The sequence below is a fragment of the Companilactobacillus pabuli genome (genome assembly GCF_014058425.1).
Classification (GTDB): Bacteria; Bacillota; Bacilli; order Lactobacillales; family Lactobacillaceae; genus Companilactobacillus; species Companilactobacillus pabuli.
The window spans coordinates 2,077,989-2,101,285 of sequence record NZ_CP049366.1; the positions used below are offsets into that span (position 1 = coordinate 2,077,989).

The following is a 23,297-nucleotide window of genomic DNA, read 5'->3' on the forward strand; positions in this document are numbered from 1 at the left end:
TCAAATTTCTAAAGTAGCTTCTCTACACTAACTTTTGAATTACTTGGAACCATTTGTATATAAATATCTACTCCATTATTAATTAATTTTCGCATCACCTCCTTTTCTTTAGACGTTACAGCAATTGTTTTTGTGATATTAGTTTTATCATCGGCTGGTGAGGTTCCACCGATATTAATACTTTTAACTCCTTGATAGTTTTCCACTATTTCCTTTGCATCGTTTATATTTGAAACTACAATGAATAACTTATATTTATCCGTAACTCCTTTATTTAAGGCCTTAATAGAATCTGGTACTGTCTTTATTACCAATTTAACGCCATTCGGTTTTGCTAATCTCATGGCAGTTTTTTTTAATTCATTAGTAGCAGCGGTATCATTAGCTATCAAAATACAATCAGCACCCAAAGTAGATGTCCACGAAAAAGCAACTTGTCCATGAAGCAATCTATGATCGACTCTCAACATTTCAATCATTTATTTCATCTCCTAATCTCTATATAAATTATTCATATTTTCTGTTATATTCCTACAACAAATTTAAAATTAGCTTGTTCACCGTATGTAACTATGACATGTTCAACAACAATATCATTTGAATCATATATATCACCTTCCATTTGTAACAAAGGGATTCCTTCCTTAGCATTAAATAAATTTGAAATATTTTTATTGCTAATTATTGCATTAGCTGAAATATCAGCCTTCGATGGAAAAACAGAATATTTTTTTCTTAAAACTTCATATAATGAATTATCTTCAAAATCATACTTATCTAACCCTGGATATTGTGATAAATCCAATTCAGATTCATCTAACGTAAGCCATATCATCTCCTCGCTATTTTTTATTCCTCTAAGTCTCTTCAAGTATAGATGATTATTAGTAACAGTCTTTTCTAATGTTTTAGTGATGGGGTTATTATCAATTTGTGATGCAAAATCAGAAAATCCTTTATAATTTATAATGTCAATTTTGGGTTGATTATACTTGATAAAACTACCCTTCCCTTGGATTCTTTCTATTAATTGTAAATTTTCTAAATCGCTCAAAGCTTTTTGAACTGTTGATCTAGCCACACCGTATATCTTTGAATACTCAGATTCAGATGGTAGTTTGTCCCCGATAGATCCATTTTTATATATTTCATTTTGTATATCTGCAACTATTTGTGCCCTAATATTTTTACGAGTATTTTTTCTATTAATTTGCATTTTATTAACCTATCTTTCAACTTGACTACTCAAGTAATCATCTTCAATTACTAGGGTAATTGTAAGCGCTACCTTTGTCAACGATTTTTACAAAAAAATCACTATTTTTACAAAAAAAAAGATAATCAAAACGAGATTCTGCAGTTCATGACCTCTTTTTGACTATCTTTATATCTATTTTTAAAACTCTTCATCATCTTTTTTGGACAGTACATGTTCATATCTATAGATTCCCTTATGACCAGCATCTATAGCCTTACGGATAAGATTCTCTTTTGAAATGCCAATAGTTCTTTGTATAAACGTTTCCATAAGCATAGGCACATTAACTCCAGTTATAATATCCATTTTTGGATATTTCTTGGTTAATTCAACCAAAACATTAAATGGAGTGCCTCCCTTTAAATCTGCTAAACATAGCATATCACTAGTGTTCTCAAATTTATTAATGTGATCTACTATATCGTCCTTTAACTTGTCCAAAGACTCTCCCATAACAAACTTAACGGTTTGACATTCATCCTGTTTTCCCGTAATCATTTCTGCGGTTTCAACCAACTTTGATGCCGATTCTCCATGTGTAATAACTAAAATAGGTATCATACATTATCCTCCCATTCTAATATGGCAATTGACGATAATAACGGCGGATATCCATTGGATGACGATTGATATGTTCAATGTAAGCATCAATTCTATTATTAATTTGATGGAATACAAATGGTGAAACTTCTCCACGATATTTTTCAGAGATTCCCTTTAATTCATAATCTTTTGTATCAATAATAGTATAATTTCCACAAATTTCAGGTAAGAATTTTGCAACGCGCTCACTCAATGCTCTTTGAGAATCTTCTCCCACATAAACTGTTACTGGTGTATCTCTAGTTACGATTTCAAACATTCCATGGAAAAATTCAGCAGCTTCAATTGACTTAGTTTTTAACCAATGTTGTTCTTCCCAATAACACATAGCATATGAATATGTAGCACCCCATTGATTACCTGCACCGACAAAATAGTGTATATCATCATCATGGTGCTTTTCAGCGAATTCTTTACCAAAAGAATCAGATTTCTTAGCTACCTCAACGATGTCTTCGGCAAAATGTTCATCCATTTCTTTATAGAATTCATCATAGTCTGGGAATTCACCTGCAAGATTCATTAGACGATCTCCAACCATAAAGAATTTCAATTGTTCATTCTCAGGATAAGTAATGACATGTGTACATAATTTTGCCAAAGGAGAACCTGCCTTATCAATGAATCCTAAAACAGTTGATCCAACTTCATTTACTTTTTTAATAGCTTTTACAACTTCTTCAGTAGTTCCAGAAACAGATGAAATAATAACTAATGTTTTATCAGTAATACGCTTATTACCTGTTACATCATACTCTGCAGCATTTTGAACAAAAGTTTCAATCGATGATTTTTCCTTCATATGAATAACAGCCTGCATAGCAGACGCATATGTTCCACCTTGACCCAACCAGGCTACATTTGAATATCCTTCAGAATTGATCTTATCGATAATCTTGTTAATTTCTCCTCTTAACTTCAAAGCTCCATTCATACTATCTAATTCATGTTGTTCATCAAATTTTCTCATAATAATAAATTCTCCTAGTATAATAATTAAATTTTTGATTTCGTTATCTTATCGAATTCTGGATATGCTGACTTTTCCAAATCATTTCCCTTACGTTGAGAAAGCTCAAACGACAATAAATGCACAGGTATAGTCATGTATAATGATGCTAACAATTCATTGCAAGTTACATTTAGATCTAAGTCTTTTTCATGTTTTTTATTTACTGAATTAATAACATAAACATTATCGACATGTAGTTCTAAAAATTCATGCAGTCTATCTACACGATCTTCAAGAGTTCCATTTGGATCTATAAAGATTATCAAATCATCCTCATGGAGTCCTAAATATGGACCATGCATATATTCTTCTAGTTCTTTGCCCCAGGAACTAATACCAACTGTTTCAGTGATTTTTGTTTCGCCTTCTCGTGAAACTCCATATGTAGAACCATACCCAATCCATACAAGTCTCTTAGCATCTTGAAATATGTTAATATTATCTTCAATCCATTTATTTGACCTATCTATAATATCTGGAATTTTATTGATAATTCCAGATATATCAGCAAGAAAGTCACTTTCCTCTCTATCAGATAAATTTCCTAATATATTCCCTATTCTCATTGAAATCAAGAACAAATCTAAGATAGTAACGCTATAGCCTGCACTAACATACGGCATCTCTTCAATTGGCATTCCCATTGATAGAACATTATCGCTAACTTCATAGGCCGGACTACTATCATCACTAGTTAGCGTAAAAATTTTCTTTCCATTTTTTTCAAATTTTTCCACTAAATTAATAATGGAATAACTATGACCACCCTGTGTAATAGCAAGATACAAAGTGTCATCATTAAAATTTAACAAATAATTTGCTGCAATAGATGGCTCCTCAATATAAATCGGTAAGCCTGTCGTTTTACTCATGAATGGTAAAGCACTGTATGCAGCATTTGAACTTGATCCAGTTGCAAAAATAACGATGTTTGAAATACCTTTCAGTATTTCTTCATTAAATTGACTATCATATAGTTCATCTTTATTTTTTAGAACATTACTATAAAATTCCTGTTCTAGGCTTACATAATCCTTGATACTTTTCATAAATAACCTTCTTTCCTTAACCCAAAATACCTGTCCAGGCTCCTAAAATACCAATGGCGGCAATTAGCAATAGAATATACTGTGCTTTCCAGCCTTTCTTATCTAACCAATAAACAAAGAATGTAAACAATAAAGGAAGAATTTTTGGAACAATACCATCAATAATTCCTTGAAGTGTGGTTGCATCAGTACCAGTACCGATTTTTAGCGGCATTTTTACCGTAACCATCGTAGCAACCATGGCTCCAACTACAGCTAGTCCTAAGACTGAAGCGCCATAAGATAACTTATCCATAAGTCCAGTCTTTTGTACCTTTTCAATAAACGAAGTACCAATGTTATAACCGATAAATAAGCCATAATATCTAGCTAAAATAGCCGGAATGTTAAATACTAGTAAGAATAGAATTGGACCTAAAATATTTCCATGCATAGCTAACGAAGTACCAATTCCAGTTGCAATAACTCTTAACGTTCCCCAAAAGAACGAATCACCTAATCCACTAAGTGGACCCATTAAAGAAACCTTAATAGCATTGATCGAGTCTTCATCGAAATCATCACTTAAAGCATTTTGTTCTTCCATTGCTATAGAAATACCTAATGGAAACGTACTTAACCATGGGGTTACATTGAAAAATTCAAGATGGCGTTTCAATGCGGCTGACATTTTAGATTTATTATTTCCATAAAGTTTTTTCAATGCTGGACCCATTGAATATGCATAACCTAGGTTCATTTGTCGTTCATAATTCCAAGCCCATTCCATTGTGAATGAGCGCCAGAATGTTGACATAAGATCCTTTTTAGTCAGAACCTTAGAACTCTTCATTTTCATAATCTATACCTCCATCATTGGAATCATCTGAAGTCGATTTTTCTTTATTACCTTCTTTAGCTGATTCTTCAACTACTTTATTACCTTTAAATGCTGAGTAACCTGTTAAGATCAATGCAAGACATGCACCAAAGATTGCAACACCCGTTACAGGAACTTTCATATAAACTGCCAATGCAAAACCAAGGATAAAGAATGTAACGTTTTTCTTATTAATCATAATTTTCATCAACATTGCAAAACCAAATGCTGGAAGTAATCCCGTGGCAATACCTAATCCATCAATAACAAATTTTGGAATTACAGCAAGTAATGATTTTACAGCTGCACTACCAAACATATATGAAAGACCAACAACCAATCCAATTGGTAAATTAACTGAGAAAAATCCACCTAATAGATTCATCTTCCCAACGCCTCGCTCATCACCGGCTTTGGCATAACTATCTGCTTTATGAACAAAATAAGGAAGAATAGTGATAAAGCAAATATTCTTTACAATTAACACAAGTGATGCAATTGGAATACCCAATGTCAACGCTACAGCTGTACTTTTTCCCGCACCAATTGCAAATGCCGTACCAAGTACACTACCAGAAATAATTTCTGGAGGAATAGAAGCACCAATTGAGAATGATCCTACAAAGGCCAATTCCAAAGATGCACCAATAATAATACCTTCTGTAATATTCCCCATTACTAGTCCAGTTAGTGTACAAGTAACTAACGGACGAGAAAGCATAGATGAACCAAGAAAATATTCACCATTAGCTAACATAGCAATTAATGCCAATATAATAGCGGTTAAATACATGTTCATATTTTTCACCCTGCTCTACATAAATTTTTATTAATTAAATTCTTGTCTACTTTCACTAGGAACTTGTTGAATATAAACATCAGTTCCTTCATTTTTAAGCTTTTTTAAAGCGCTTACTTCATCATCAGTTAAATTGATCGTCTTTGAATAATTTTTTGTACCTTCACGAGGTTTTGTTCCTCCAAGATTCAAACTTTTAACGACATTATTTGTTCCCTCAATAAGTTTCTTTGCGTCTGCTACTGATTCAACAACGACTAACATCTTATACTTATCTGTGATTCCTGAATTAATTGCTTTAATACTGTCGTCAATTGATTTCATTACTAGTTTCGCATTTTCTGGTTTAGCTAATCTAATAGCCGATTTTCTAAATTCATCATTTGCTACAGAGTCATTTGCCACCAAAATTGTATTAGCTCCAACTGAACCAAACCAAGCAACGGCAACCTGCCCATGAAGTAATCTATGATCTACTCTTAATAACTCAATCATTATTAATATCCTCCTAATCAAAGTCCACAACATATTTAGTACTCATTGCGGATTTATATCGATACTCTAATCCAATTGGTTCTTCATTATTATTAAGAAACTTATTATATATCTTAAAAACAGGTTCCTTTTGATCAATTTCAAGTTGCTTTGCTAATTCATGATCCGCTTTAATCAAGCGAAGAATCTGATCTAAATCACTAACACTTTGTAATCCAGTGTTCATACTCTCCATTATTGAAAGAACCTTAATACTAGATACTTTAAAGTTTGGATAATTACTTAATGGAAGAACTAAAATTTCTTTTGTGATTCCATCCTTATCAAGTTGTAAAAAGACAATATAATAAACCAAATCTGATTTTTTAATCTTTAACTCATCGGCAAAATAAGGACCAGCTTTTCTTAAAAAGCTTTCTTTTACTTGCTGTTTATTTATTTGAACATCCTCTGATTTCATAACACCTGTCATTTCTAAAATATTTTGATTTGACATTGATGGTGCTACAAATAATCCAACCCCTCTCTTACGTATGACTAAACCGTCATCCACCAACTGATCTATAGCTTTTCGGACAGTCGTTCTGCTCACGTCATACATTTTTTGAAGTTCTACTTCATTAGGAATCTCTTCTCCAGACAAATATTTACCATTTGTAATTTTTTCAGATAATTCGTTTGCTATTTTATCGAATAAGGTCATCAATCTAAATCCTCCTTATAATCAAAAATATTGGTAGCGTGAAGAATATATTGAAATTTACTTCCTGATAAAAATTGGTCTGTATGTTCAATAGGATTATCATCGGCATCAAAGTTATAACTCGATACTTTAAACAATGGAAAATCTAAAGGTATCCCTAAAATTTGAGATTTTTTTTCATCTGCTTTAACACATGAAATTTCTTCTCGTCCATAAGCAACCTTTACTGAATAATATTTCTCTAAGGTTTTGTATAGGGAACCTTTTTCAAAATCACTACTTAAAAGTTTAGGAAAACAAGAATTATTGACGTAAGCAATTTCATATGAAATAGGTACACCTTCATTTTTACGTATTCGTTCTATCCTTATTAATTTTGATCCTTTTTTTCCATCAAAAAATCTTTTGATTTTTGTGCTCGGATAATTAACTAAACCTCTAGAAAGCTGAACTACTTCTACATCCTGATTATCCATTTGTAATTCTTCACTCATAGACCCGGAACCAAGCATATTAATTGATATTGTTTTATTTGCCCTTAATTTTCCATCAACTCTAATCAGTTCATTATTACTTTCTAAACGATGAATAGCTGACCTTATAACAGAACGACTTACTCCCAATTCATCAGATATTTTCCTTTCTGATGAGAACTCTGTTCTATCTCTCATTAAAAGTAAAAGATCTTCCTCTACTTTTCTTACAGAAGAAATATCTTTATATTCCATTATTTTACCCCTGTTTCTGGGTGCTTTTTTTTATTTGTTATACTCAAAATAAAATATATCGGCCGATATATAAGCATTCCTTAGCACCAATAAGATACATGTTAGCTCTTTTTGATACCACAATTATTGTAAACGCATACATAAATGCTGTCAATACATGATGATGTGTTTTTTTATTTATTTTTAACGTTTGGAACATACCATATATACACAATGTAACCGCAAACAAACCAATTGACATCCCCCACCAAACCCTCAATAATTAAGGTGATATTTAAATATTGGAGGCAAAAATAAATGAAACAACGTTATATTGGTGAAAGTAACTGGCAAGCTTCAGCTATTGCACTTGGTATCATGCGTATGAACAGTTTGACTGTGGATCAAGCTGCTAAGGCTATCGATACAGCTTATGATAGTGGCATTAATTTTATTGACTCAGCTGACATCTATGGTGGTGGAGATTCCGAAAAAATCTTCGGTCAAGCACTCAAGCAAAGCGGTGTAAATCGTGATCAACTATTCATTCAATCAAAAGGTGGTATCGTTTCTGGTAAGAGATATGATTTCACAAAACAACATTTGATTGATGCTGTTGATGGTTCACTAGAACGTTTAGGTGTCGATTATCTTGATTCATTCCTTTTGCACCGTCCAGACCCATTGATGGAACCTGAAGAAGTCGCTGAAGCATTTGATGAATTGCAAAAATCAGGTAAAGTCCGTCACTTTGGTGTTTCTAACTTTAATCCTCAACAATATTTACTCGTTCAGGAAGCGGTCGACCAACGTTTAATGATTAATCAACTTCAATTCAGCATTATGCATACTGGTATGATTGACTTTGGCATGCACACTAACATGACTGATACTCGTTCTATCAACCATGATGGCGGTATTCTTGAATTTTCTAGACGTATGGGCGTTACAATTCAAGCCTGGTCACCATTCCAATATGGCATGTTTGCTGGTACTTTCATTAACAACGACAAGTTCCCAGAATTGAACAAAGTTCTCCAAAAACTCGCTGACAAATATGGCGTAAGTAAAAATGCCATTGCCGCAGCTTGGATTCTTAGACATCCTGCCGACATTCAAGTTATTATCGGTACTATGAATCCAGAGCATATCGCTGATAGTGCCAAAGGTGGAGACGTAGACCTTACTAAGCAAGAGTGGTACGACGTTTACTTCGCAGCAGGTAATGATTTACCATAAATTTTAAAAATTTGTCATAACAAAAAGGCAGTTCTTTCATTTCTAATTTTTGAAAGAACTGCCTTCTTTTGGTTTATAATGTAAATAAATTATTAAAAAAGAGGAACTTCCTATGCCAAAAGTACTCGTAATTTATGCCCATCCTTTGACCGAAAAGGGATCTTCAACGCACGAATTATACAAACATTTTATCAATGCGTACCAAGAAGCTAACCCTAATGACGAAGTCGTAGTTCACAACGTTTCTGAATATATGCCTTATCCATTAAACAAATTTGCCGTTTCAATTTATAACAAGAAATTAGCTAAATGTGATTTAGATGTCGATGAAAAGCGCTTCAATGACGCCCGTCAGATGTGGATTGATGAGTTTAATCACGCTGACAAATACGTTTTCGTTAATCCAATGTACAATCTCTTCATCCCTGCCGAAATGAAAAGTTACATTGACATGATAATGGCTTCTCACGATACTTTGCATGGCTCACTGAACAAACTACATGATAAAAAAGCAATTCACTTGCAAGCTAGTGGTAACAGATATCATAAAAACGTTTCGATCGATGATCCACAAATTAAAGATTTAGCTGATGAATATCTCAAAATGATGCTACATGTCATTGGTATTGATGACTATTCTAGTGTCTTCGCCGAAGGTATGGATGTTGATCCGATGAATACCATTGAAATATTAGACGATGCCTATGATGAAGCTAAAATTGCTGGTCAAAATTTTTAAAAATGTACAAAAAAGAAGTTGCGATTCAAAAATCGCAGCTTCTTTTTATTTCGTACTTTCATTGATGATAAGTTTGGCAAAAATCAACATAGGATCCACGCAAATTAGCTTCATCCGTATATTCACAAGGAACTATTTTAGGTTTGACGGAAGCAATTTTAACAATTTGACGAATCTTTTCAATTTCTTTATTAACTTCAGGAATCAAATGTGGGTTATTAGATACGGCACCACCTAAAACAATGAGTTCAGGATCGAAACTATACTGCAAATTGTAAATCCCTTTGGCAAGCGAAGAATACATGGTTTGGACCTCTTTTTGTGCTCGAACATCGCCTTGATCCGCTAAATTAAAGACCTCTTTACCAGAATAGTTAGTTTTGGGTTGAGAGGATTCGTTATATCTTTTAGCCACGCCAACTGAGGTAGCTAAATTACTGAGTATATTTTTATCATCGACCAACGTGTATCCAAATTCGCCACCAAATAAGTGTGCGCCATGCCAAATTTGATGATTAACAATAACTGAGCCGCCAACGCCAGTTCCAATGATCAAGAATAAAAGACTAGAAACACCCTTTCCAGCACCAGAATCTAACTCTGCCAACGCTGCGCAATTAGCATTATTTTCCATACTTACAGGTAATCCAAATTTATCTGACAAAGCTTGTTGGATTTTAAAATTATGGATATAAGGAATGGCTGAAGCCCCTTCTACCACACCAGTTTTCTTATTAACCGCACCTGGAGAACTAATTCCTACACCTTTAATTTGATATTCTGATTTCATTTTTGCTACATTTTCATTTAAGTCAGAATAAAATTCCTCTAAAGTCTTCGGAGTAGGAATTGAAGGTAATTTCTCCAATTTTTGATTTTTCATAACAGCTAATTTTATAGATGTACCACCGATGTCAATTAAACCTAAATCACTCATTTTATCTAGCCCCCACTCTTTTGTTAACGCTTTCAGTATAAAAGTATATACATTTGAAGTCAATTTACAAAAAAATAGACTACCTTTCACCGCTCGAACTCAAGCAACTACAAGTAACCTAAATAAAAATTTTAACCTTTGGGTAAATTTTATAACCTTTAAAATAACTGTTTTTTATACTTTTTGAACAAGGCAAACATCATGATGGTTGAATTTATCTTTCTTCAAAACATGCCAATGTTTATCTTTAGTAAGATTATAATTTTCATCACCCACAAAGACCATTGCAATATCACCGGATTTTGCCTCAGCGATTCTTGAATAATCTCTCAAATAATCATACTGAGTTTCTGGCCCAATTCCTACTTCATTTCTTTTACTTTCCAATTCAGGGCCTTTTTCAACAACATATTCCGTACTGCTAATAGGATTTCTTACTAAACGAAAAACTGCAAAATTGCTACTCATATCCGTCATATACAATCTAGATTTAGGATATTTTTTGCTCATCATTGAATCAATTTCCCGAGTTTCCTCATAAGATCCATTGAAATTATTAAAAAAATTCTTACTACCATCAAATCCAAAATAGGCTTTGCCTACAAATACTGTCAAAAAGGCTATCGGTAAGAAGAGAATAACGTATGAAAGCATCGGATTTCTCAAACGAACTTTCAAAGCACTTATGACAGAAAACAGTCCGAAACCTACTAAAGCCAACATAGGCATCCATAATAAATTCCAATGATTATAGTTAGCTTTAATTACCATCATGCAAGGAATAAAACTAACCAATCCAATTAAGCTAATGGTCCGCATGATTTTAGCCTTTTTGCTCAAATTAGGTGTCCTTATAAAGAAACCAAAAAATCCTAATAATAATGTTGGAATAGAAATCACTCCAAAAGGAGCCACACTATTTTGTGTTAAATTATCTGTTCCTAAAAAGAATTGCTGAGCACCAATTAACATATTCTGCTTTATCCCAGTTATGACTCCATTGCTCATATCAACTAACGAACTCGTTCGATTGGCTCTTAAATAGGGATATTCAAAGAATAAAAATTTAGAAATATGATTAATATGTTGAACATTTACTCGATAAGCAAAAACAATTAATGGTATGGCCATTATTAAAATAATAATCAACCATGTTACTAAAAGCTTTATAGGCAACCATCTTTTAATCAAAATCATTCCCGTCAGTAACATCACTAAGATCGGTAAATAAATCCACGCGGCAATATACCCATATGCCGATAATCCTAATAATATTCCTGAAACTACTATCCAAACTAATAGAGAAATATTTTTTTGGTTGTCATTAATTGCCAAAAATAAAGTAATCAAACTCAAGGCAACAAACACAGGAGCAATATTAGCATCTAAGACCCATCTACCAGAAATAAATATCCAGGGTGAAGTCAACATAGTGATTAAAACGCAAACAGCCAACAATTTATCTTTTTGACTAGTGTATAAAACGATTGAAAAACTTAGAATAGTCACAAAAGTCAAAATAGCCATTGGTAATCTAAATATTGTTGTTGTAAAACCAAACAGCTTAACCACTGGTAGTACAATCCAAGAATATAAAACTGACTGGCCTTGACCCCAGACACTACCAAAATAAACTGGATCATGTAATCCATTTATATCAGTTGAAAACTTGGTTTCACTGATGACCTCATTCATATAATTGGTTTCATCTATAAAAAGACCTGGAATACTGCCGATTTTATACAAGAAAAAACCTAAAAATACTATTGATATCGCTAAAATTATTAAAAGATAGCGATTCTCCCCCATTTTTTTCAAATACTTCATAAGTAATCCCCATACAATTATTTATTTCATATGACACACTAACAAAGCATGGTAATTTATTGGATTGCCATGCTTTATTTTGATATGTTTTGTTCCCCGTAACGAAAATATATATCATATTCAATAATTCACACATTAAAATTCTAGGACTGTTATAAATATTTTACAAGCAAACTTCTGATGTACTGAATACTATTTCCCAATATAAAAAAAAGATGTGACATCAATCTATCACATCTCAAATCTTATTATCTAAATAAATATACCTTTGATTCATAAGGTCTCAAATTCATATTTTCGTCATCATCGTAATTACCAATCAATAACTGACCATCTTTTTGATCATAATCACGGGTAATCTCTTTATCGGTAAAGTTACTCATAACTAATAATGTCTCATCGTTATAACGACGCTTATAAGCAAACATTTCTTCGTCATCTGGATCTAACAATTCATAATCACCATAAATAATCAAATCACTCTTATGACGTAATTCAATTAACTTCTTGTAATAACTAAAGACAGAATCTGGATCTTCAATTTGGTCCCTAGCATTGATTGTTTGATAATTAGGATTCAAATCAAACCAAGGATTTCCACTGGTGAAACCAGCATTCTTAGTTTTATCCCATTGCATTGGCGTTCTGGCATTGTCTCTCGACTTATAAGACAAATATTTTAGCATTGAATCCTTATCAACAATCTTTTCATCATCTACAAATTCATGATAAGCATTCAAAGATTCTACATCTTCAAATTGAGAAAGCTTTGAATAATGAACATTTGTCATTCCCAACTCTTCACCCTCATATACATAAGGAGTTCCTTGCATCATGTGTAAAGTTGTTCCTAACATTTTAGCAGCTTTAACACGATACTTAGGATCATCGGTAGCGAATCTGGAAACTGCTCTTGGTTGATCGTGATTGTTCCAATACAAGCTGTTCCAACCTTTGCCATTAAGTTTTGTTTCCCAAGTACTCAATGACTTCTTCAAATCAACTAATTTAATTGGTTCGTCATACCATTTACCCAAACGTTTATCAGGATTTCCAGACAATGTTACGTGATCAAATTGAAAGACCATATTCAGTTCATGTGAATCCAAACCAGTATATTTAATAGCATCTTCTGGCGTTGAATCAGGCATTTCACCAACCGTCATAACGTCATATTTTGATAAGACTTTTTGATTCATTTCCTGTAAGAATTCATTCAAACGTGGTCCGTCAGCAACTACTTTTCCAACATCAGCGTATTTTTCATCAGGAGCTTTTTGTCCATCAGGTAGTCCTTGTGGTTTAGAAATCAAATTAATGACATCCATTCTAAAACCATCAACACCCTTATCGAGCCAAAAACGCATGACATTCCAAACTTCATCACGGACTTTAGGATTTTCCCAATTCAAATCAGGTTGTCCTTCAGCAAACAAATGTAAGTAATATTGTCCAGTAGTTTCATCGAATTTCCAAGTAGAACCATTGAAATATGAACCCCAGTTATTAGGTTCATGTCCATCTACTGGATCACGCCAAACATAATAATCACGATATGGATTATCTTTTGACTTTTTACTCTCTTGGAACCACTTATTTTGGTCGGATGTATGATTTACAACTAGATCCATCATGATTTTCAAACCTAGACTGTGTGCTCTTTGAAGCATTTGGTTGAAATCATCCATAGTTCCATATTCAGGTTGAATGCTGCGATAATCGCTAATATCATAACCGTTATCTTTATCCGGTGACTTATAAATTGGATTCAGCCAAATAACATCAGCACCCAAATTCTTAATATAAGCTAAACGACTAGTCAAACCAGGTAAATCACCAATACCATCATTATTACTATCTTGGTAACTTCTTGGATAAACTTGATAAACGACTGATTTCTTCCACCAATCACTTTTTACCATTTTTGAATTCCCCCTCTTAGTGCATTAACTTCATTCTAAAAGTAAATTCAATAATTGACAACGGTTACAAAATTTTAGTTAGCGGTAACTTTTTTCGATCCCCGATAAACTAAATAAGAAGTAATTGGCACCGTCAAAATAACACCAATCGTACAAATTAAAGTAGTCAACACCTCTGCCACTACCAACTTATCATTTACGATTTCACCCACACCATAGCCTAATGAGTGAATTACAAAAAATAGTGGGAACGTGGATGAGAAGAAATTGAACAGCAAGGTATTAGTCTGCGTATTCAAAATCCTATTACCAACGGAAAAACCATCATTAAAGATTTCTGTTGGTGTTAAAGTCGGTTTATTTTCGACAATTTCGTTCAACCCACTCGTTATAGCAACACTAGTTTCTGAGATAACTCCCAAACTGTTGATCACAATAATAGAAATGGCTAATTGTGGATACGATATCCCCGCTGCTAGCGAGAAGGATTCCAATTCATCCTGATTTTCTGCTGCTAAACCTTGCGCATTAGCCCAAAATTCCAAAGGTACTGTAATTAACAAAATTACTACCATTATCAATAATGACGTTTTAAAAGCCGTGCTGGCAGTTTTCCCATTATCAACGTTCATATAAATCGCTACAACCAAAATAACCATGGCGATAATGCCGGTAGTAATTAAAATATTGAATCCATCAGCAATCAATATCAACAAAGCTAAGACTGATACGACATTGATTCCTAATCCAAATAATAAGGTCAAACCTCGTGTTCCCATGACGATTAATAATAAAACAACGAAGGTCAAAAATAGATACAACATTTATTTCACCTTCCTTGTAATTATTCGACTAGCAATAAAACTTGTCATTGGTACAGTCAAAACAATCCCAATTGCACTGATCAACAATTGAGTAATTCCTAAACTCAAAGTCATGTTCAACGTATAACCAACCGAGTTTCCATTGCTCAAATACAGTAAGACCACATTTAAATCTTCAGCAATCACGATAAATAACAAAATATTGATTAACGGTCCAATCAATTCCTTACCAATATTGATGCCAGATTTAAACAGCTTATTTTCAGCAATGTCTGTAACTTCTTTTTTCATTTCAATCAACGAAGAAGAAATATCCATCGTCTCATCCAAAATGACACCTAAGACACTGAAGATAACTTGTGATAAAAAGACACCTAAATATGGCTGTAATTCAAAATCAGTCAATTCCAGATGGATTCCACTATAATTGGATAATCCCAAAACAAAGACACTCAACAAGATTGCCACTGTCGTTGATAAAACAGTACTTGAGTAAGCCATTAATGCTTGATAGCTCGGTCCTAAAATCACTAATAACGCCGTTGCAGATATCAGCAAAGCCGTTATAACGGTTAATGGCAATAAGATACTATCGTGAGTTTTAATAATAATTTGAATAAAGCCATAGTAAATTACGGCATTGATCAAAACACTGATGAACAATCGTTTACGGTCGAATTTCATACAGAATAACAAGAAAACTACTAGCCCAACAGTAAAGACAATACTAGTATCACGTTTAATATTTTGCGGCGTATAATTTTTTCCTGATCTAGTTAATATCACTTGTTGACCCTTTGTATATTTCGTATCGATCAACTGTGATTTGTAATACGTATTTCTAAAAGTTACTTTTTCATGTTTACGATTCAATAAAGTTCCACTGACACGTTGAGTAATTTGCGTATCGGTGTTTTTATATTGATCGGTTGACGTACTCTTATGTAAAATCTGAACTTCTTGTACTTTCATAACTGGATTTTTGTACAAAAAACTGTCGAAATGAGTAAAGACCGTTGCCAAGATGACTAATAGTCCAACTAATAAGAGCATCCGAATATTTTTTTTCATAAAAAATTCCTCGCATTTCTGCCGATGTCTACATTATATGTTTTTTCAGAAAAAAGTTAATAATTTTCGTATTAATAATTTGTGGTTGACAATCCGTGATTATTGAAATATATTTGAGACATCAAATTTGTTAGGAGAATATATTATGAAATCATTTAACTCTCTAAACATCGTAAACGTTCGTTGGCAAAGCCGATAATTCAGATTGGTCCGAGATGGATTCAGTCTGAAGTGGATTGAATCCGTGTCGGCCTATTAAACTATGAAATTTTAAGCCCGCATGGATAAGTTTTAACAATTTAGCCATGTGGGTATTTTATTTTTAAAGACAATCCCACAAAATTCTGGGGTTGTCTTTTTCATTCGGGGGAATTTACGATGAAACATACGAGAAGACTTTACGTAACACTTATAGCACTAGCAATGTTCTTGATTTTTGCATATTTTTACACGGGGAGAGCTGATACACAGAAACAAAATGCCATCCCTAAAGTTGGTATCTTACAGTTGATGTCGCATCCGGCTTTGGATCAAATCAATAAGGGAATCAATGATACTTTGAAGAAAAATGGTTACGTCAATGGCAAGAATATCAAAATTGAATTCCAAAACGCCCAAAACGATCAAAGTAATTTACGGACTATCAGTAAACAATTCGTCCAAGATAACGTCGATGTAGCGGTTGGTATCGCCACTCCATCAGTTCAATCGCTCAAGAATGCCACTTCAAAGATTCCCATCGTCATGGGAGCTGTCACTGATCCTGAAGGCGCCGGTATCATCACTAACAACAATAAACCGGGCAAAAATATCACCGGTGTTTCTGATCAAGCACCACTTGAAGCTCAACTAGAATTGATGAAACAAGTTATTCCTAATCTCAAAACTATAGGTATTATTTATACATCTAGCGATGCATCTGCAACTAGTCAGATGAAGAAGATGCAAAAGCTCGCTAAGAAAAAAGGCTTTAACGTCAAGGTTTCTAGTATCAATTCCGTCAACGACATTCAACAAGTCGGAACTGCTTTGGCCGAAAGTGTTCAAACAATCTACATTCCAACTGACAATACCGTCGCTTCTGGTATGAAACTACTATCTTCTATCGCTACTAAACAAAATATCGCCGTTTTTCCAGCTGCTACAACCATGGTCAAAGATGGCGGACTAGCAACAGTTGGTTTGAGTCAATACGAACTTGGTGAAGAAACTGGTAAATACGTTGTTAGAATCCTTGAACACAAAGAAGATCCCGCTACAACTCCTGTTACTTTCATGAAAAAAGGTCACTTAATGCTCAACGAAAAGATGGCTAAGAAACTCAATATTCAATTCTCTGATTCACTCATCAAACAAGCTCAAAAGAAAGGACAAATAATCAAATGAATCTAATCGTCTCTACTATCAGTCAAGGTTTCATCTGGTCCATCATGGCTATCGGATTATTCATCACCTTTAGAATCCTCGACTTTCCCGATATGACTGTTGAAGGAAGTTTCCCATTAGGTGCCGTGACAGCCGTTAGTCTAATTCAAAGTGGTCACTCAACTTTGTACTCACTTTTAATTGCTTTTATCTTCGGATGTTTAGCTGGTTTTGCGACAGCTTTTCTCTACGCCAAGTTAAACGTTCCTATCCTATTAGCTGGTATCTTAACAATGACTGCACTTTATTCCATCAATTTGAGAATTTTGGGTAAAGCTAACATGTCATTAACTAAATCTACTAATATCTTCAATCAATTTGGTTTAGATAAATTACCTACTAATTTCAACGGCATCATCTTAGGTATCATCATCATTGCTATTATCATCTTCTTGTTGATCATTTTCTTAAACACAGAAAAAGGTCAAGCTGTCATCGCTACTGGTGATAACGAAACAATGGCCGCATCCCTTGGTATCAATACCACTGTTATGAAGTTCATCGGTTTGATGGTTTCTAACGGAATCGTCGCTATAACGGGTGGCTTGATTGCTCAACAAAACGGTTTTGCGGACGTCAACATGGGTATCGGTGTCATCGTTATCGGCCTATCTGCCATTATTATCGGTGAAGTAATTTATCCCGATGTTCCACTAAGTATTCGTCTAATTACTATTGTTATTGGTAGTATCGTCTATCGTTTGATTTTAATGATTGTTCTACAACTAGGCTTCAATACCAACGATTTGAAATTGATCTCAGCTATCATCTTGGCACTATGTCTAGCACTACCAACGATTCGCGCACAATTCTTAAAAACTATGAGAAATGGGGTTAAAACTAAATGAAACCATTACTAGAAATTAAACATGCCGTCAAAACTATTTATAATGACGACGATAATCTCAATATTCTCAACGACATCAATTTAACTATCAATCCCAAAGATTTCTTAGTCGTTTTAGGAACTAACGGTGCCGGTAAATCAACCTTACTAGATGCTATCACTGGAACAAACAAATTAACTTCCGGCCAAATTCTTCTCAACGGTGACGACATTACTGGTGAAAATCTAGCCAAAAGGAGCCGTCACATCAGCCGTGTTTATCAGGATCCAAAATCCGGAACAGCCCCTCGAATGACAGTTGCTGAAAACTTGTTGCTCGCCAAACGCCGTGGTTTACCTAGACGTTTAAGATTACGTAAATTAAAAGAAAATATGCCTGAATTTCAAAAATTAATTTCTAACTTGCCTACTTTGGACAATCGTTTGAATACTTTCACTGAAAAATTATCCGGTGGTCAAAGACAGACATTGAGTTTCTTGATGGCAATCATTCAACGCCCAGAATTATTATTATTGGATGAGCATACCGCCGCACTTGATCCTCAAACTAGCAAGGATTTAATGGAATTAACTAACAAGATTATTTTGGAAAAAGAATTGACTTGTATGATGATCACCCATGACTTATCTGATGCCATGAAATACGGTAATCGCTTGATTGTCTTGAAAAAAGGTGAAATCATCCTCGATTTGGATAAGACCGAAAAAGATAAATTGACTGAAAGCGACTTGTTGCAATACTTTTAGCCACAGCAAAAAGACGATACCTGCCATAGTATCGCCTTTTTTAATGCTTATTTTGCCAAAAATTGCTGAATTGTGATTAAAGAACGTCGCTTGCTTTAACCCATTCGTTTGTAGCTACTCGGTACATTTTTTCACCATTGATTGTAGCTACTTTATCAGAGAACCAAGCACTGCCAGATGCTAGAGCTCTCAAGCTACTCTTCTTACCGTTAATATCATATAAATATTTTGCGGAACCTGAAGTAGTATTTACGACCTTGTTAATTGCTTCATATTCTACGATGTCACTTGCTTTTACATATTCGTTATTACCCACTCGATAGTAAGTTACACCGTTTAAAACTAGTTTTTGATCAGTCTTCCAACCAGTATTGAAGGCAAGCGCACGATTGCGAAGTTGCTTTCCGTTCTTGTCGAATAGACTTGTTGTTTGTTTTGTTTGAACTGTAGATAAGTGTGCTGTTTGTGATGTTACTGGAGATTTTTCAATTACATAAATATTGAAAGATTTTTTTGATTTGTCTAAAACAATTGATTTCGATGAACCCTTAGCAAGTTCATATCCATCAGGTAATTGAATATCCACTTTTTGACCATGTTTACCTTGAGCAATATAACTATGAATTGTTTTATTGCTGTTTTGATTGATAAGGTTAATTTGTGCTGTTACTTTGGTTGGATCTTCTGGTAGATCTACTCCGTTGGCCGGGACTACTAGGATGTTACGCACAGAATCGTTTTTAGCCGCCGTAATAGTATTGTTAGGAATATTAACTAACTTGTAGCCCTTAGGGATATTTAAATTAATATCTGCACCCTTGCCTGTATATTCTTTTTGACTACTTACGACTCTACCTAATGCATCAACAAAGTTTATAGTCGTATGAACTTTTTTTACTATCCAAATCCACAGTACTCCACTTTCACTACTTAAGTATTGATCATAAGATAATGCATACCCTTCAGGGACTATCTCCTCCGTTACTTTTTCACCAGTAATACCAACATAATCCATTAGATCTCCAATACTTTCCACTGGCCCACCATCATTATGAACTTTGAATTGAATTTTAAAGTTAGTTTTTTCCCCCTTTAAAACTATTCTATGAACATATTTATCCACGTCATGAATTGTGATTTTATTATTTCCTATAATTGAAAAACCTTTTTTTGGCGATACAGTTATTTCTTGGTTTTTTGAACCTCGAACTTCTTCTGTATATCCAATACTATTTCCCTTTAAATCAACAAACTCGATTATATTTCTATATTGGTGTTTTACTTTTACTATATAATGTCCACCCGAAGTAACATTAATTTCATTCGGTTGATTGTCATCGAGAATGTATTCGTTATTATAACTTGTCTCTTGTCCCAAAAGATTTTCTACATTTATAATTGGATAATTTGGATCAAAATCGCTCTCAATATCTTTATTAAAAATATTAATACCATTTTCATCTTTAAAAGATAATTTCACATTATGAATATCTTTGATTAACTTAATATTGAAAGTATTTCCCGATTCCTTTGCTATTACATACAGTGGTTGATTTTTTGCTAATTTGTAATTGTCTGGTTCAGGAACATAGACTTTACTTCCAACTTCACTATACGTTGTTTGTTTTTCTACAAAATTATTATTTTCGTCATAAAAATTAAAAATAACCGCTACACTTTCTTCATGAATCGCTTTTCGACTGATACTAATGTCATAGTTAGTATTGTCTCCACTCAAGGTATATTTATTACCCCAAATTAAAGAATAACCCTTAGGAATCACATTATCAGGTATTATAACCTCATCACCAGTATATCCTTTAGCAATCCAAGTTCCTAAAAGACCATCTCCCCATCTATCCACAAAATTTAAGATATTCTCTACATACAACGCCTCAACATTAACATATCTAATTTTTTCAACATCAGAAATAATATTAATATATTTGTCACCTTTAATTTCGTATCCGTGTGGGATTAAGTCATATAAATTGTATTTCTTGCCGACTTCTCCTTCGATATTTATAGCAACATGTTCTCCCTTTTGAGTTATTAAAACGATATTGTTATAAACTTTAGAATTCTCTTTAGTCTCTTGCTCATTCGATACAGTAGCAGCATTAACCGATATATATTGCCCACCGAACATCATAGTTGAGAATAAAATACTAGTTACTAAAACACTCTTTTTCATAAACATCCCCTGATATAAAAATTTCTTATTATATTTTTGAATTTACAGGTATAACGCATTCTTATAATAAGATAAAACTAATATATTATATTTACCTAAAATAAAACAACAAATAAATCAAAATATTTAAAATTCATTGCTATATCAATAAATATATGAATTTATAATTATTGTAATTCGAAATTAATCTATAAGTTATCATTTATATATAAACAAAAAGATCAATCCTCACGGAATGACCTTTCATTTTTGTGATTTCAGAACTATTTTAATTATTTAACATCGCTTGCTTTAACCCACTCGTTTGTGGCTACTCGGTACATTTTTTCACCATTTACTGTTGCGTATTGATCTGTGTACCATTTTGAGTTAACGCCCAAAGCACGATTTGTAATCATTTTACCTTCAAGAGTATATAGACGCTTGTATGAACCGTTAGTTGTTGTAACAATGCCTTCATGTTTAACAGGTACACTAGTCATCTTCTTAACAAAGACCTTGATATCCTTGTTACCCTTTTTATCAAACTTAATTGTGGCATCTTTTGCATTTGTGAACGAATAACCTTTAGGAGCTTCAATCTTAGTTGAGAATGAGGCTTTTCCTGTTACTTGCTTGTAGCCTACTAAATCCTTTGAGTTTTGATCAACGAATGTGATACGAACTCTTTGGATTGTGTAACGCGCACCTGATGGACGCTTTGATGGCTTAGCAGCTGGTTTCCCTGGTTTACTTGGAGTAGGCGCTGGTGTTGAAACAACCTTTGTTGACTCAACTTTTACTTGAACACTACCATCCTTATTAATATCCAACTTAATTTCATTTTTTCCGTTAGCTAATTTGTAACCATTTGGTAAGTTTTTATCACCAATAGTGATGGTTTTATCTGCTTTGTTTACTTGGAAAGTTCGTACACCAGATGGAATTGATTTTCCTGTTTTAGCGTTAATGAACTTAACCGTTACATTCTTTTTAGTTACTACTTCACTACCAATTTTCACTACTCTAACGTAAACAGTATTTTTACTATCTTCATTATTGATTCTCAAAGTAATCTGATCTAAATCACTTTCCAGTTTGTATTCTGTTGGTAACATATCTTTTTTGATAGTTACATTCTTCGTATTATTTGATACTTGAATCGTTTTTGAACTTTTATCGATAGCTTTACCCGTTGCCTTATCAATAAATTGAATTTGTACATTCTTATTTGTTGGAGTCACAGCTTTTTTTGGTTCTACTTTAATTTGAACACTATTATCGCTATTAATTTCCAATGTAATCTTATCTTTACCATTAATTAATTTGTAGTCACTAGGTACATCTTTACTATTAATAGTGATGGTTTTAGCAGCATTATCAATTGGAAAAATTTGTACACCAGATGTAACTACTTTATTGGTTTTACTGTCGACAAATTTAACTGTTACATTCTTCTGAGTTGCAACATTATTGCTTTTTTTCACTATAGCAACATAAATTACATTTTGACCATCTTTACTACTATTAATTCTAAAACTCATTTGCTTCACGTCATTCTCAAATTGATAACCATCTGGAAGCATATCTTTAGTAACAGTAGTTGATTTCTGTGCGTTTGGCACCTCAATAGTTTTTGTCTTATTTTCTAAAGTTTTATGTGCATCTTTGTCAATAAACTTAAGTTGTACCGACTTCGTTGTTGATGCGGCTGGCTTATTATCGTTAGTATCACCAGGTTTTCCAACTGAAACAATGTCCGGAGCCGTCAATTGCGGTTCATGACTTTGTTGTTCTTGTTCATCTGGCGTAATAATTTCAGGTGGTGTCAATTCAGTAATACCCGATTTTGGTAAACCTGCTGGTCCTAATGCTCTTGCACTTGTTTGAGCATTTTCTGCCGCCATAGCAGTAATACTGCCAACATTCACACTTCCTAAAACACTAGAAAATAATAATCCAGATACGATCACTGTCTTAGCTAACTTCATAATTTTTCCCTCCGAAAAGTAATTTTCCTTAATATCCAATAAGGTAAAGCTAATGTAATATATCCAGATT

The 23,297-nt window shown here is 33.5% G+C and carries 22 protein-coding genes; 5 read left to right on the top strand and 17 right to left on the bottom strand.

The features are described 5' to 3' along the window. Positions 1-8 precede the first annotated feature (8 nt). The 10 genes from G6534_RS10125 to G6534_RS10170 all read right to left on the bottom strand — a co-directional run bounded on the left by G6534_RS10125 (position 9) and on the right by G6534_RS10170 (position 7,506). Positions 9-479 (bottom strand): PTS sugar transporter subunit IIB, encoded by a 471-nt coding sequence (locus G6534_RS10125; RefSeq protein WP_182082743.1) that lies wholly within the window; start codon positions 477-479, stop codon positions 9-11. A 44-nt stretch (positions 480-523) separates the two neighbouring features. Further along, positions 524-1,216, bottom strand: coding sequence for a GntR family transcriptional regulator (locus G6534_RS10130; protein ID WP_182082744.1), 693 nt, complete (start codon positions 1,214-1,216; stop codon positions 524-526). A gap of 180 nt (positions 1,217-1,396) precedes the next feature. Then, positions 1,397-1,819 carry a PTS sugar transporter subunit IIA gene (locus G6534_RS10135; RefSeq protein WP_182082745.1) on the bottom strand — a complete coding sequence of 141 codons (423 nt, stop codon included), beginning with the start codon at positions 1,817-1,819 and terminating at the stop codon, positions 1,397-1,399. Between the two features lie 16 nt (positions 1,820-1,835). After that, positions 1,836-2,831, bottom strand: coding sequence for an SIS domain-containing protein (locus tag G6534_RS10140; protein ID WP_182082746.1), 996 nt, complete (start codon positions 2,829-2,831; stop codon positions 1,836-1,838). A gap of 26 nt (positions 2,832-2,857) precedes the next feature. Continuing rightward, positions 2,858-3,922, bottom strand: coding sequence for an SIS domain-containing protein (locus tag G6534_RS10145; protein WP_182082747.1), 1,065 nt, complete (start codon positions 3,920-3,922; stop codon positions 2,858-2,860). A 16-nt stretch (positions 3,923-3,938) separates the two neighbouring features. Next, positions 3,939-4,760, bottom strand: coding sequence for a PTS system mannose/fructose/sorbose family transporter subunit IID (locus G6534_RS10150; protein WP_182082748.1), 822 nt, complete (start codon positions 4,758-4,760; stop codon positions 3,939-3,941). Beyond that, a complete protein-coding gene (locus G6534_RS10155) occupies positions 4,741-5,580 on the bottom strand; it encodes a PTS mannose/fructose/sorbose/N-acetylgalactosamine transporter subunit IIC (protein WP_182082749.1) in 840 nt (279 codons plus the stop codon). Before G6534_RS10155 ends, G6534_RS10150 begins: the two co-directional genes overlap by 20 nt. A gap of 30 nt (positions 5,581-5,610) precedes the next feature. Next, positions 5,611-6,075, bottom strand: a complete 465-nt coding sequence (locus tag G6534_RS10160; RefSeq protein ID WP_182082750.1) for a PTS sugar transporter subunit IIB — start codon at positions 6,073-6,075, stop codon at positions 5,611-5,613. A 13-nt stretch (positions 6,076-6,088) separates the two neighbouring features. Further along, positions 6,089-6,778 carry a GntR family transcriptional regulator gene (locus G6534_RS10165; protein ID WP_182082751.1) on the bottom strand — a complete coding sequence of 230 codons (690 nt, stop codon included), beginning with the start codon at positions 6,776-6,778 and terminating at the stop codon, positions 6,089-6,091. Beyond that, on the bottom strand, positions 6,778-7,506 hold the full coding sequence (locus tag G6534_RS10170; protein WP_182082752.1) for a GntR family transcriptional regulator: 729 nt from the start codon (positions 7,504-7,506) through the stop codon (positions 6,778-6,780). The genes G6534_RS10165 and G6534_RS10170 overlap by 1 nt, the downstream gene beginning before the upstream one ends. 297 nt (positions 7,507-7,803) lie before the next feature. Here G6534_RS10170 and G6534_RS10175 point away from each other — a divergent pair, with 297 nt between their 5' ends. Both G6534_RS10175 and G6534_RS10180 read left to right on the top strand, forming a co-directional pair. Continuing rightward, on the top strand, positions 7,804-8,724 hold the full coding sequence (locus G6534_RS10175) for an aldo/keto reductase (protein ID WP_170073922.1): 921 nt from the start codon (positions 7,804-7,806) through the stop codon (positions 8,722-8,724). A 112-nt stretch (positions 8,725-8,836) separates the two neighbouring features. Then, positions 8,837-9,463, top strand: a complete 627-nt coding sequence (locus tag G6534_RS10180) for an NAD(P)H-dependent oxidoreductase (RefSeq protein ID WP_182082753.1) — start codon at positions 8,837-8,839, stop codon at positions 9,461-9,463. Between the two features lie 58 nt (positions 9,464-9,521). Here the strand turns inward: G6534_RS10180 and G6534_RS10185 are convergent, their stop codons facing one another. The 5 genes from G6534_RS10185 to G6534_RS10205 form a co-directional block, all read right to left on the bottom strand. After that, entirely contained in the window at positions 9,522-10,400 is an 879-nt protein-coding gene (locus G6534_RS10185; protein ID WP_182082754.1) for an ROK family protein, read from the bottom strand. A 174-nt stretch (positions 10,401-10,574) separates the two neighbouring features. Next, positions 10,575-12,227, bottom strand: a complete 1,653-nt coding sequence (locus G6534_RS10190) for an ArnT family glycosyltransferase (protein WP_182082755.1) — start codon at positions 12,225-12,227, stop codon at positions 10,575-10,577. A 248-nt stretch (positions 12,228-12,475) separates the two neighbouring features. Further along, positions 12,476-14,149, bottom strand: coding sequence for a glycoside hydrolase family 13 protein (locus tag G6534_RS10195; RefSeq protein WP_182082756.1), 1,674 nt, complete (start codon positions 14,147-14,149; stop codon positions 12,476-12,478). 74 nt (positions 14,150-14,223) lie between these two features. Then, the gene (locus tag G6534_RS10200; RefSeq protein WP_182082757.1) at positions 14,224-14,973 is read right to left on the bottom strand and encodes a YibE/F family protein; all 750 of its coding nucleotides are present in this window, start codon (positions 14,971-14,973) and stop codon (positions 14,224-14,226) included. Continuing rightward, entirely contained in the window at positions 14,974-16,044 is a 1,071-nt protein-coding gene (locus tag G6534_RS10205) for a YibE/F family protein (protein ID WP_182082758.1), read from the bottom strand. It lies immediately after the preceding gene. Positions 16,045-16,422: 378 nt separating this feature from the next. Here G6534_RS10205 and trpX point away from each other — a divergent pair, with 378 nt between their 5' ends. The 3 genes from trpX to G6534_RS10220 are packed head-to-tail and all read left to right on the top strand — an operon-like array spanning position 16,423 to position 19,063. Continuing rightward, positions 16,423-17,430 (top strand): tryptophan ABC transporter substrate-binding protein, encoded by a 1,008-nt coding sequence (trpX, locus tag G6534_RS10210; RefSeq protein ID WP_182082759.1) that lies wholly within the window; start codon positions 16,423-16,425, stop codon positions 17,428-17,430. Further along, positions 17,427-18,317 (top strand): ABC transporter permease, encoded by an 891-nt coding sequence (locus G6534_RS10215; RefSeq protein WP_010018050.1) that lies wholly within the window; start codon positions 17,427-17,429, stop codon positions 18,315-18,317. Before trpX ends, G6534_RS10215 begins: the two co-directional genes overlap by 4 nt. Beyond that, entirely contained in the window at positions 18,314-19,063 is a 750-nt protein-coding gene (locus G6534_RS10220) for an ABC transporter ATP-binding protein (RefSeq protein ID WP_119317003.1), read from the top strand. Before G6534_RS10215 ends, G6534_RS10220 begins: the two co-directional genes overlap by 4 nt. A gap of 76 nt (positions 19,064-19,139) precedes the next feature. Here the strand turns inward: G6534_RS10220 and G6534_RS10225 are convergent, their stop codons facing one another. Both G6534_RS10225 and G6534_RS10230 read right to left on the bottom strand, forming a co-directional pair. Continuing rightward, positions 19,140-21,257: an SLAP domain-containing protein gene (locus G6534_RS10225; protein WP_182082760.1), complete on the bottom strand. Its 2,118-nt coding sequence runs from the start codon at positions 21,255-21,257 to the stop codon at positions 19,140-19,142. Positions 21,258-21,529: 272 nt separating this feature from the next. Beyond that, entirely contained in the window at positions 21,530-23,227 is a 1,698-nt protein-coding gene (locus G6534_RS10230; protein ID WP_182082761.1) for a hypothetical protein, read from the bottom strand. Positions 23,228-23,297 lie beyond the last annotated feature (70 nt).

Bases quoted from the DNA above. Each gene is read 5' to 3' on its own strand.
- G6534_RS10200 (WP_182082757.1), bottom strand. From the start codon at position 14,973: ATGTTGTATCTATTTTTGACCTTCGTTGTTTTATTATTAATCGTCATG.
- G6534_RS10150 (WP_182082748.1), bottom strand. From the start codon at position 4,760: ATGAAAATGAAGAGTTCTAAGGTTCTGACTAAAAAGGATCTTATGTCA.
- G6534_RS10135 (WP_182082745.1), bottom strand. From the start codon at position 1,819: ATGATACCTATTTTAGTTATTACACATGGAGAATCGGCATCAAAGTTG.
- G6534_RS10170 (WP_182082752.1), bottom strand. From the start codon at position 7,506: ATGGAATATAAAGATATTTCTTCTGTAAGAAAAGTAGAGGAAGATCTT.
- G6534_RS10205 (WP_182082758.1), bottom strand. From the start codon at position 16,044: ATGAAAAAAAATATTCGGATGCTCTTATTAGTTGGACTATTAGTCATC.
- trpX (WP_182082759.1), top strand. From the start codon at position 16,423: ATGAAACATACGAGAAGACTTTACGTAACACTTATAGCACTAGCAATG.
- G6534_RS10160 (WP_182082750.1), bottom strand. From the start codon at position 6,075: ATGATTGAGTTATTAAGAGTAGATCATAGATTACTTCATGGGCAGGTT.
- G6534_RS10175 (WP_170073922.1), top strand. From the start codon at position 7,804: ATGAAACAACGTTATATTGGTGAAAGTAACTGGCAAGCTTCAGCTATT.
- G6534_RS10190 (WP_182082755.1), bottom strand. From the start codon at position 12,227: ATGAAGTATTTGAAAAAAATGGGGGAGAATCGCTATCTTTTAATAATT.
- G6534_RS10155 (WP_182082749.1), bottom strand. From the start codon at position 5,580: ATGAACATGTATTTAACCGCTATTATATTGGCATTAATTGCTATGTTA.
- G6534_RS10165 (WP_182082751.1), bottom strand. From the start codon at position 6,778: ATGACCTTATTCGATAAAATAGCAAACGAATTATCTGAAAAAATTACA.
- G6534_RS10215 (WP_010018050.1), top strand. From the start codon at position 17,427: ATGAATCTAATCGTCTCTACTATCAGTCAAGGTTTCATCTGGTCCATC.
- G6534_RS10130 (WP_182082744.1), bottom strand. From the start codon at position 1,216: ATGCAAATTAATAGAAAAAATACTCGTAAAAATATTAGGGCACAAATA.
- G6534_RS10185 (WP_182082754.1), bottom strand. From the start codon at position 10,400: ATGAGTGATTTAGGTTTAATTGACATCGGTGGTACATCTATAAAATTA.
- G6534_RS10195 (WP_182082756.1), bottom strand. From the start codon at position 14,149: ATGGTAAAAAGTGATTGGTGGAAGAAATCAGTCGTTTATCAAGTTTAT.
- G6534_RS10140 (WP_182082746.1), bottom strand. From the start codon at position 2,831: ATGAGAAAATTTGATGAACAACATGAATTAGATAGTATGAATGGAGCT.
- G6534_RS10230 (WP_182082761.1), bottom strand. From the start codon at position 23,227: ATGAAGTTAGCTAAGACAGTGATCGTATCTGGATTATTATTTTCTAGT.
- G6534_RS10145 (WP_182082747.1), bottom strand. From the start codon at position 3,922: ATGAAAAGTATCAAGGATTATGTAAGCCTAGAACAGGAATTTTATAGT.
- G6534_RS10220 (WP_119317003.1), top strand. From the start codon at position 18,314: ATGAAACCATTACTAGAAATTAAACATGCCGTCAAAACTATTTATAAT.
- G6534_RS10125 (WP_182082743.1), bottom strand. From the start codon at position 479: ATGATTGAAATGTTGAGAGTCGATCATAGATTGCTTCATGGACAAGTT.
- G6534_RS10180 (WP_182082753.1), top strand. From the start codon at position 8,837: ATGCCAAAAGTACTCGTAATTTATGCCCATCCTTTGACCGAAAAGGGA.
- G6534_RS10225 (WP_182082760.1), bottom strand. From the start codon at position 21,257: ATGAAAAAGAGTGTTTTAGTAACTAGTATTTTATTCTCAACTATGATG.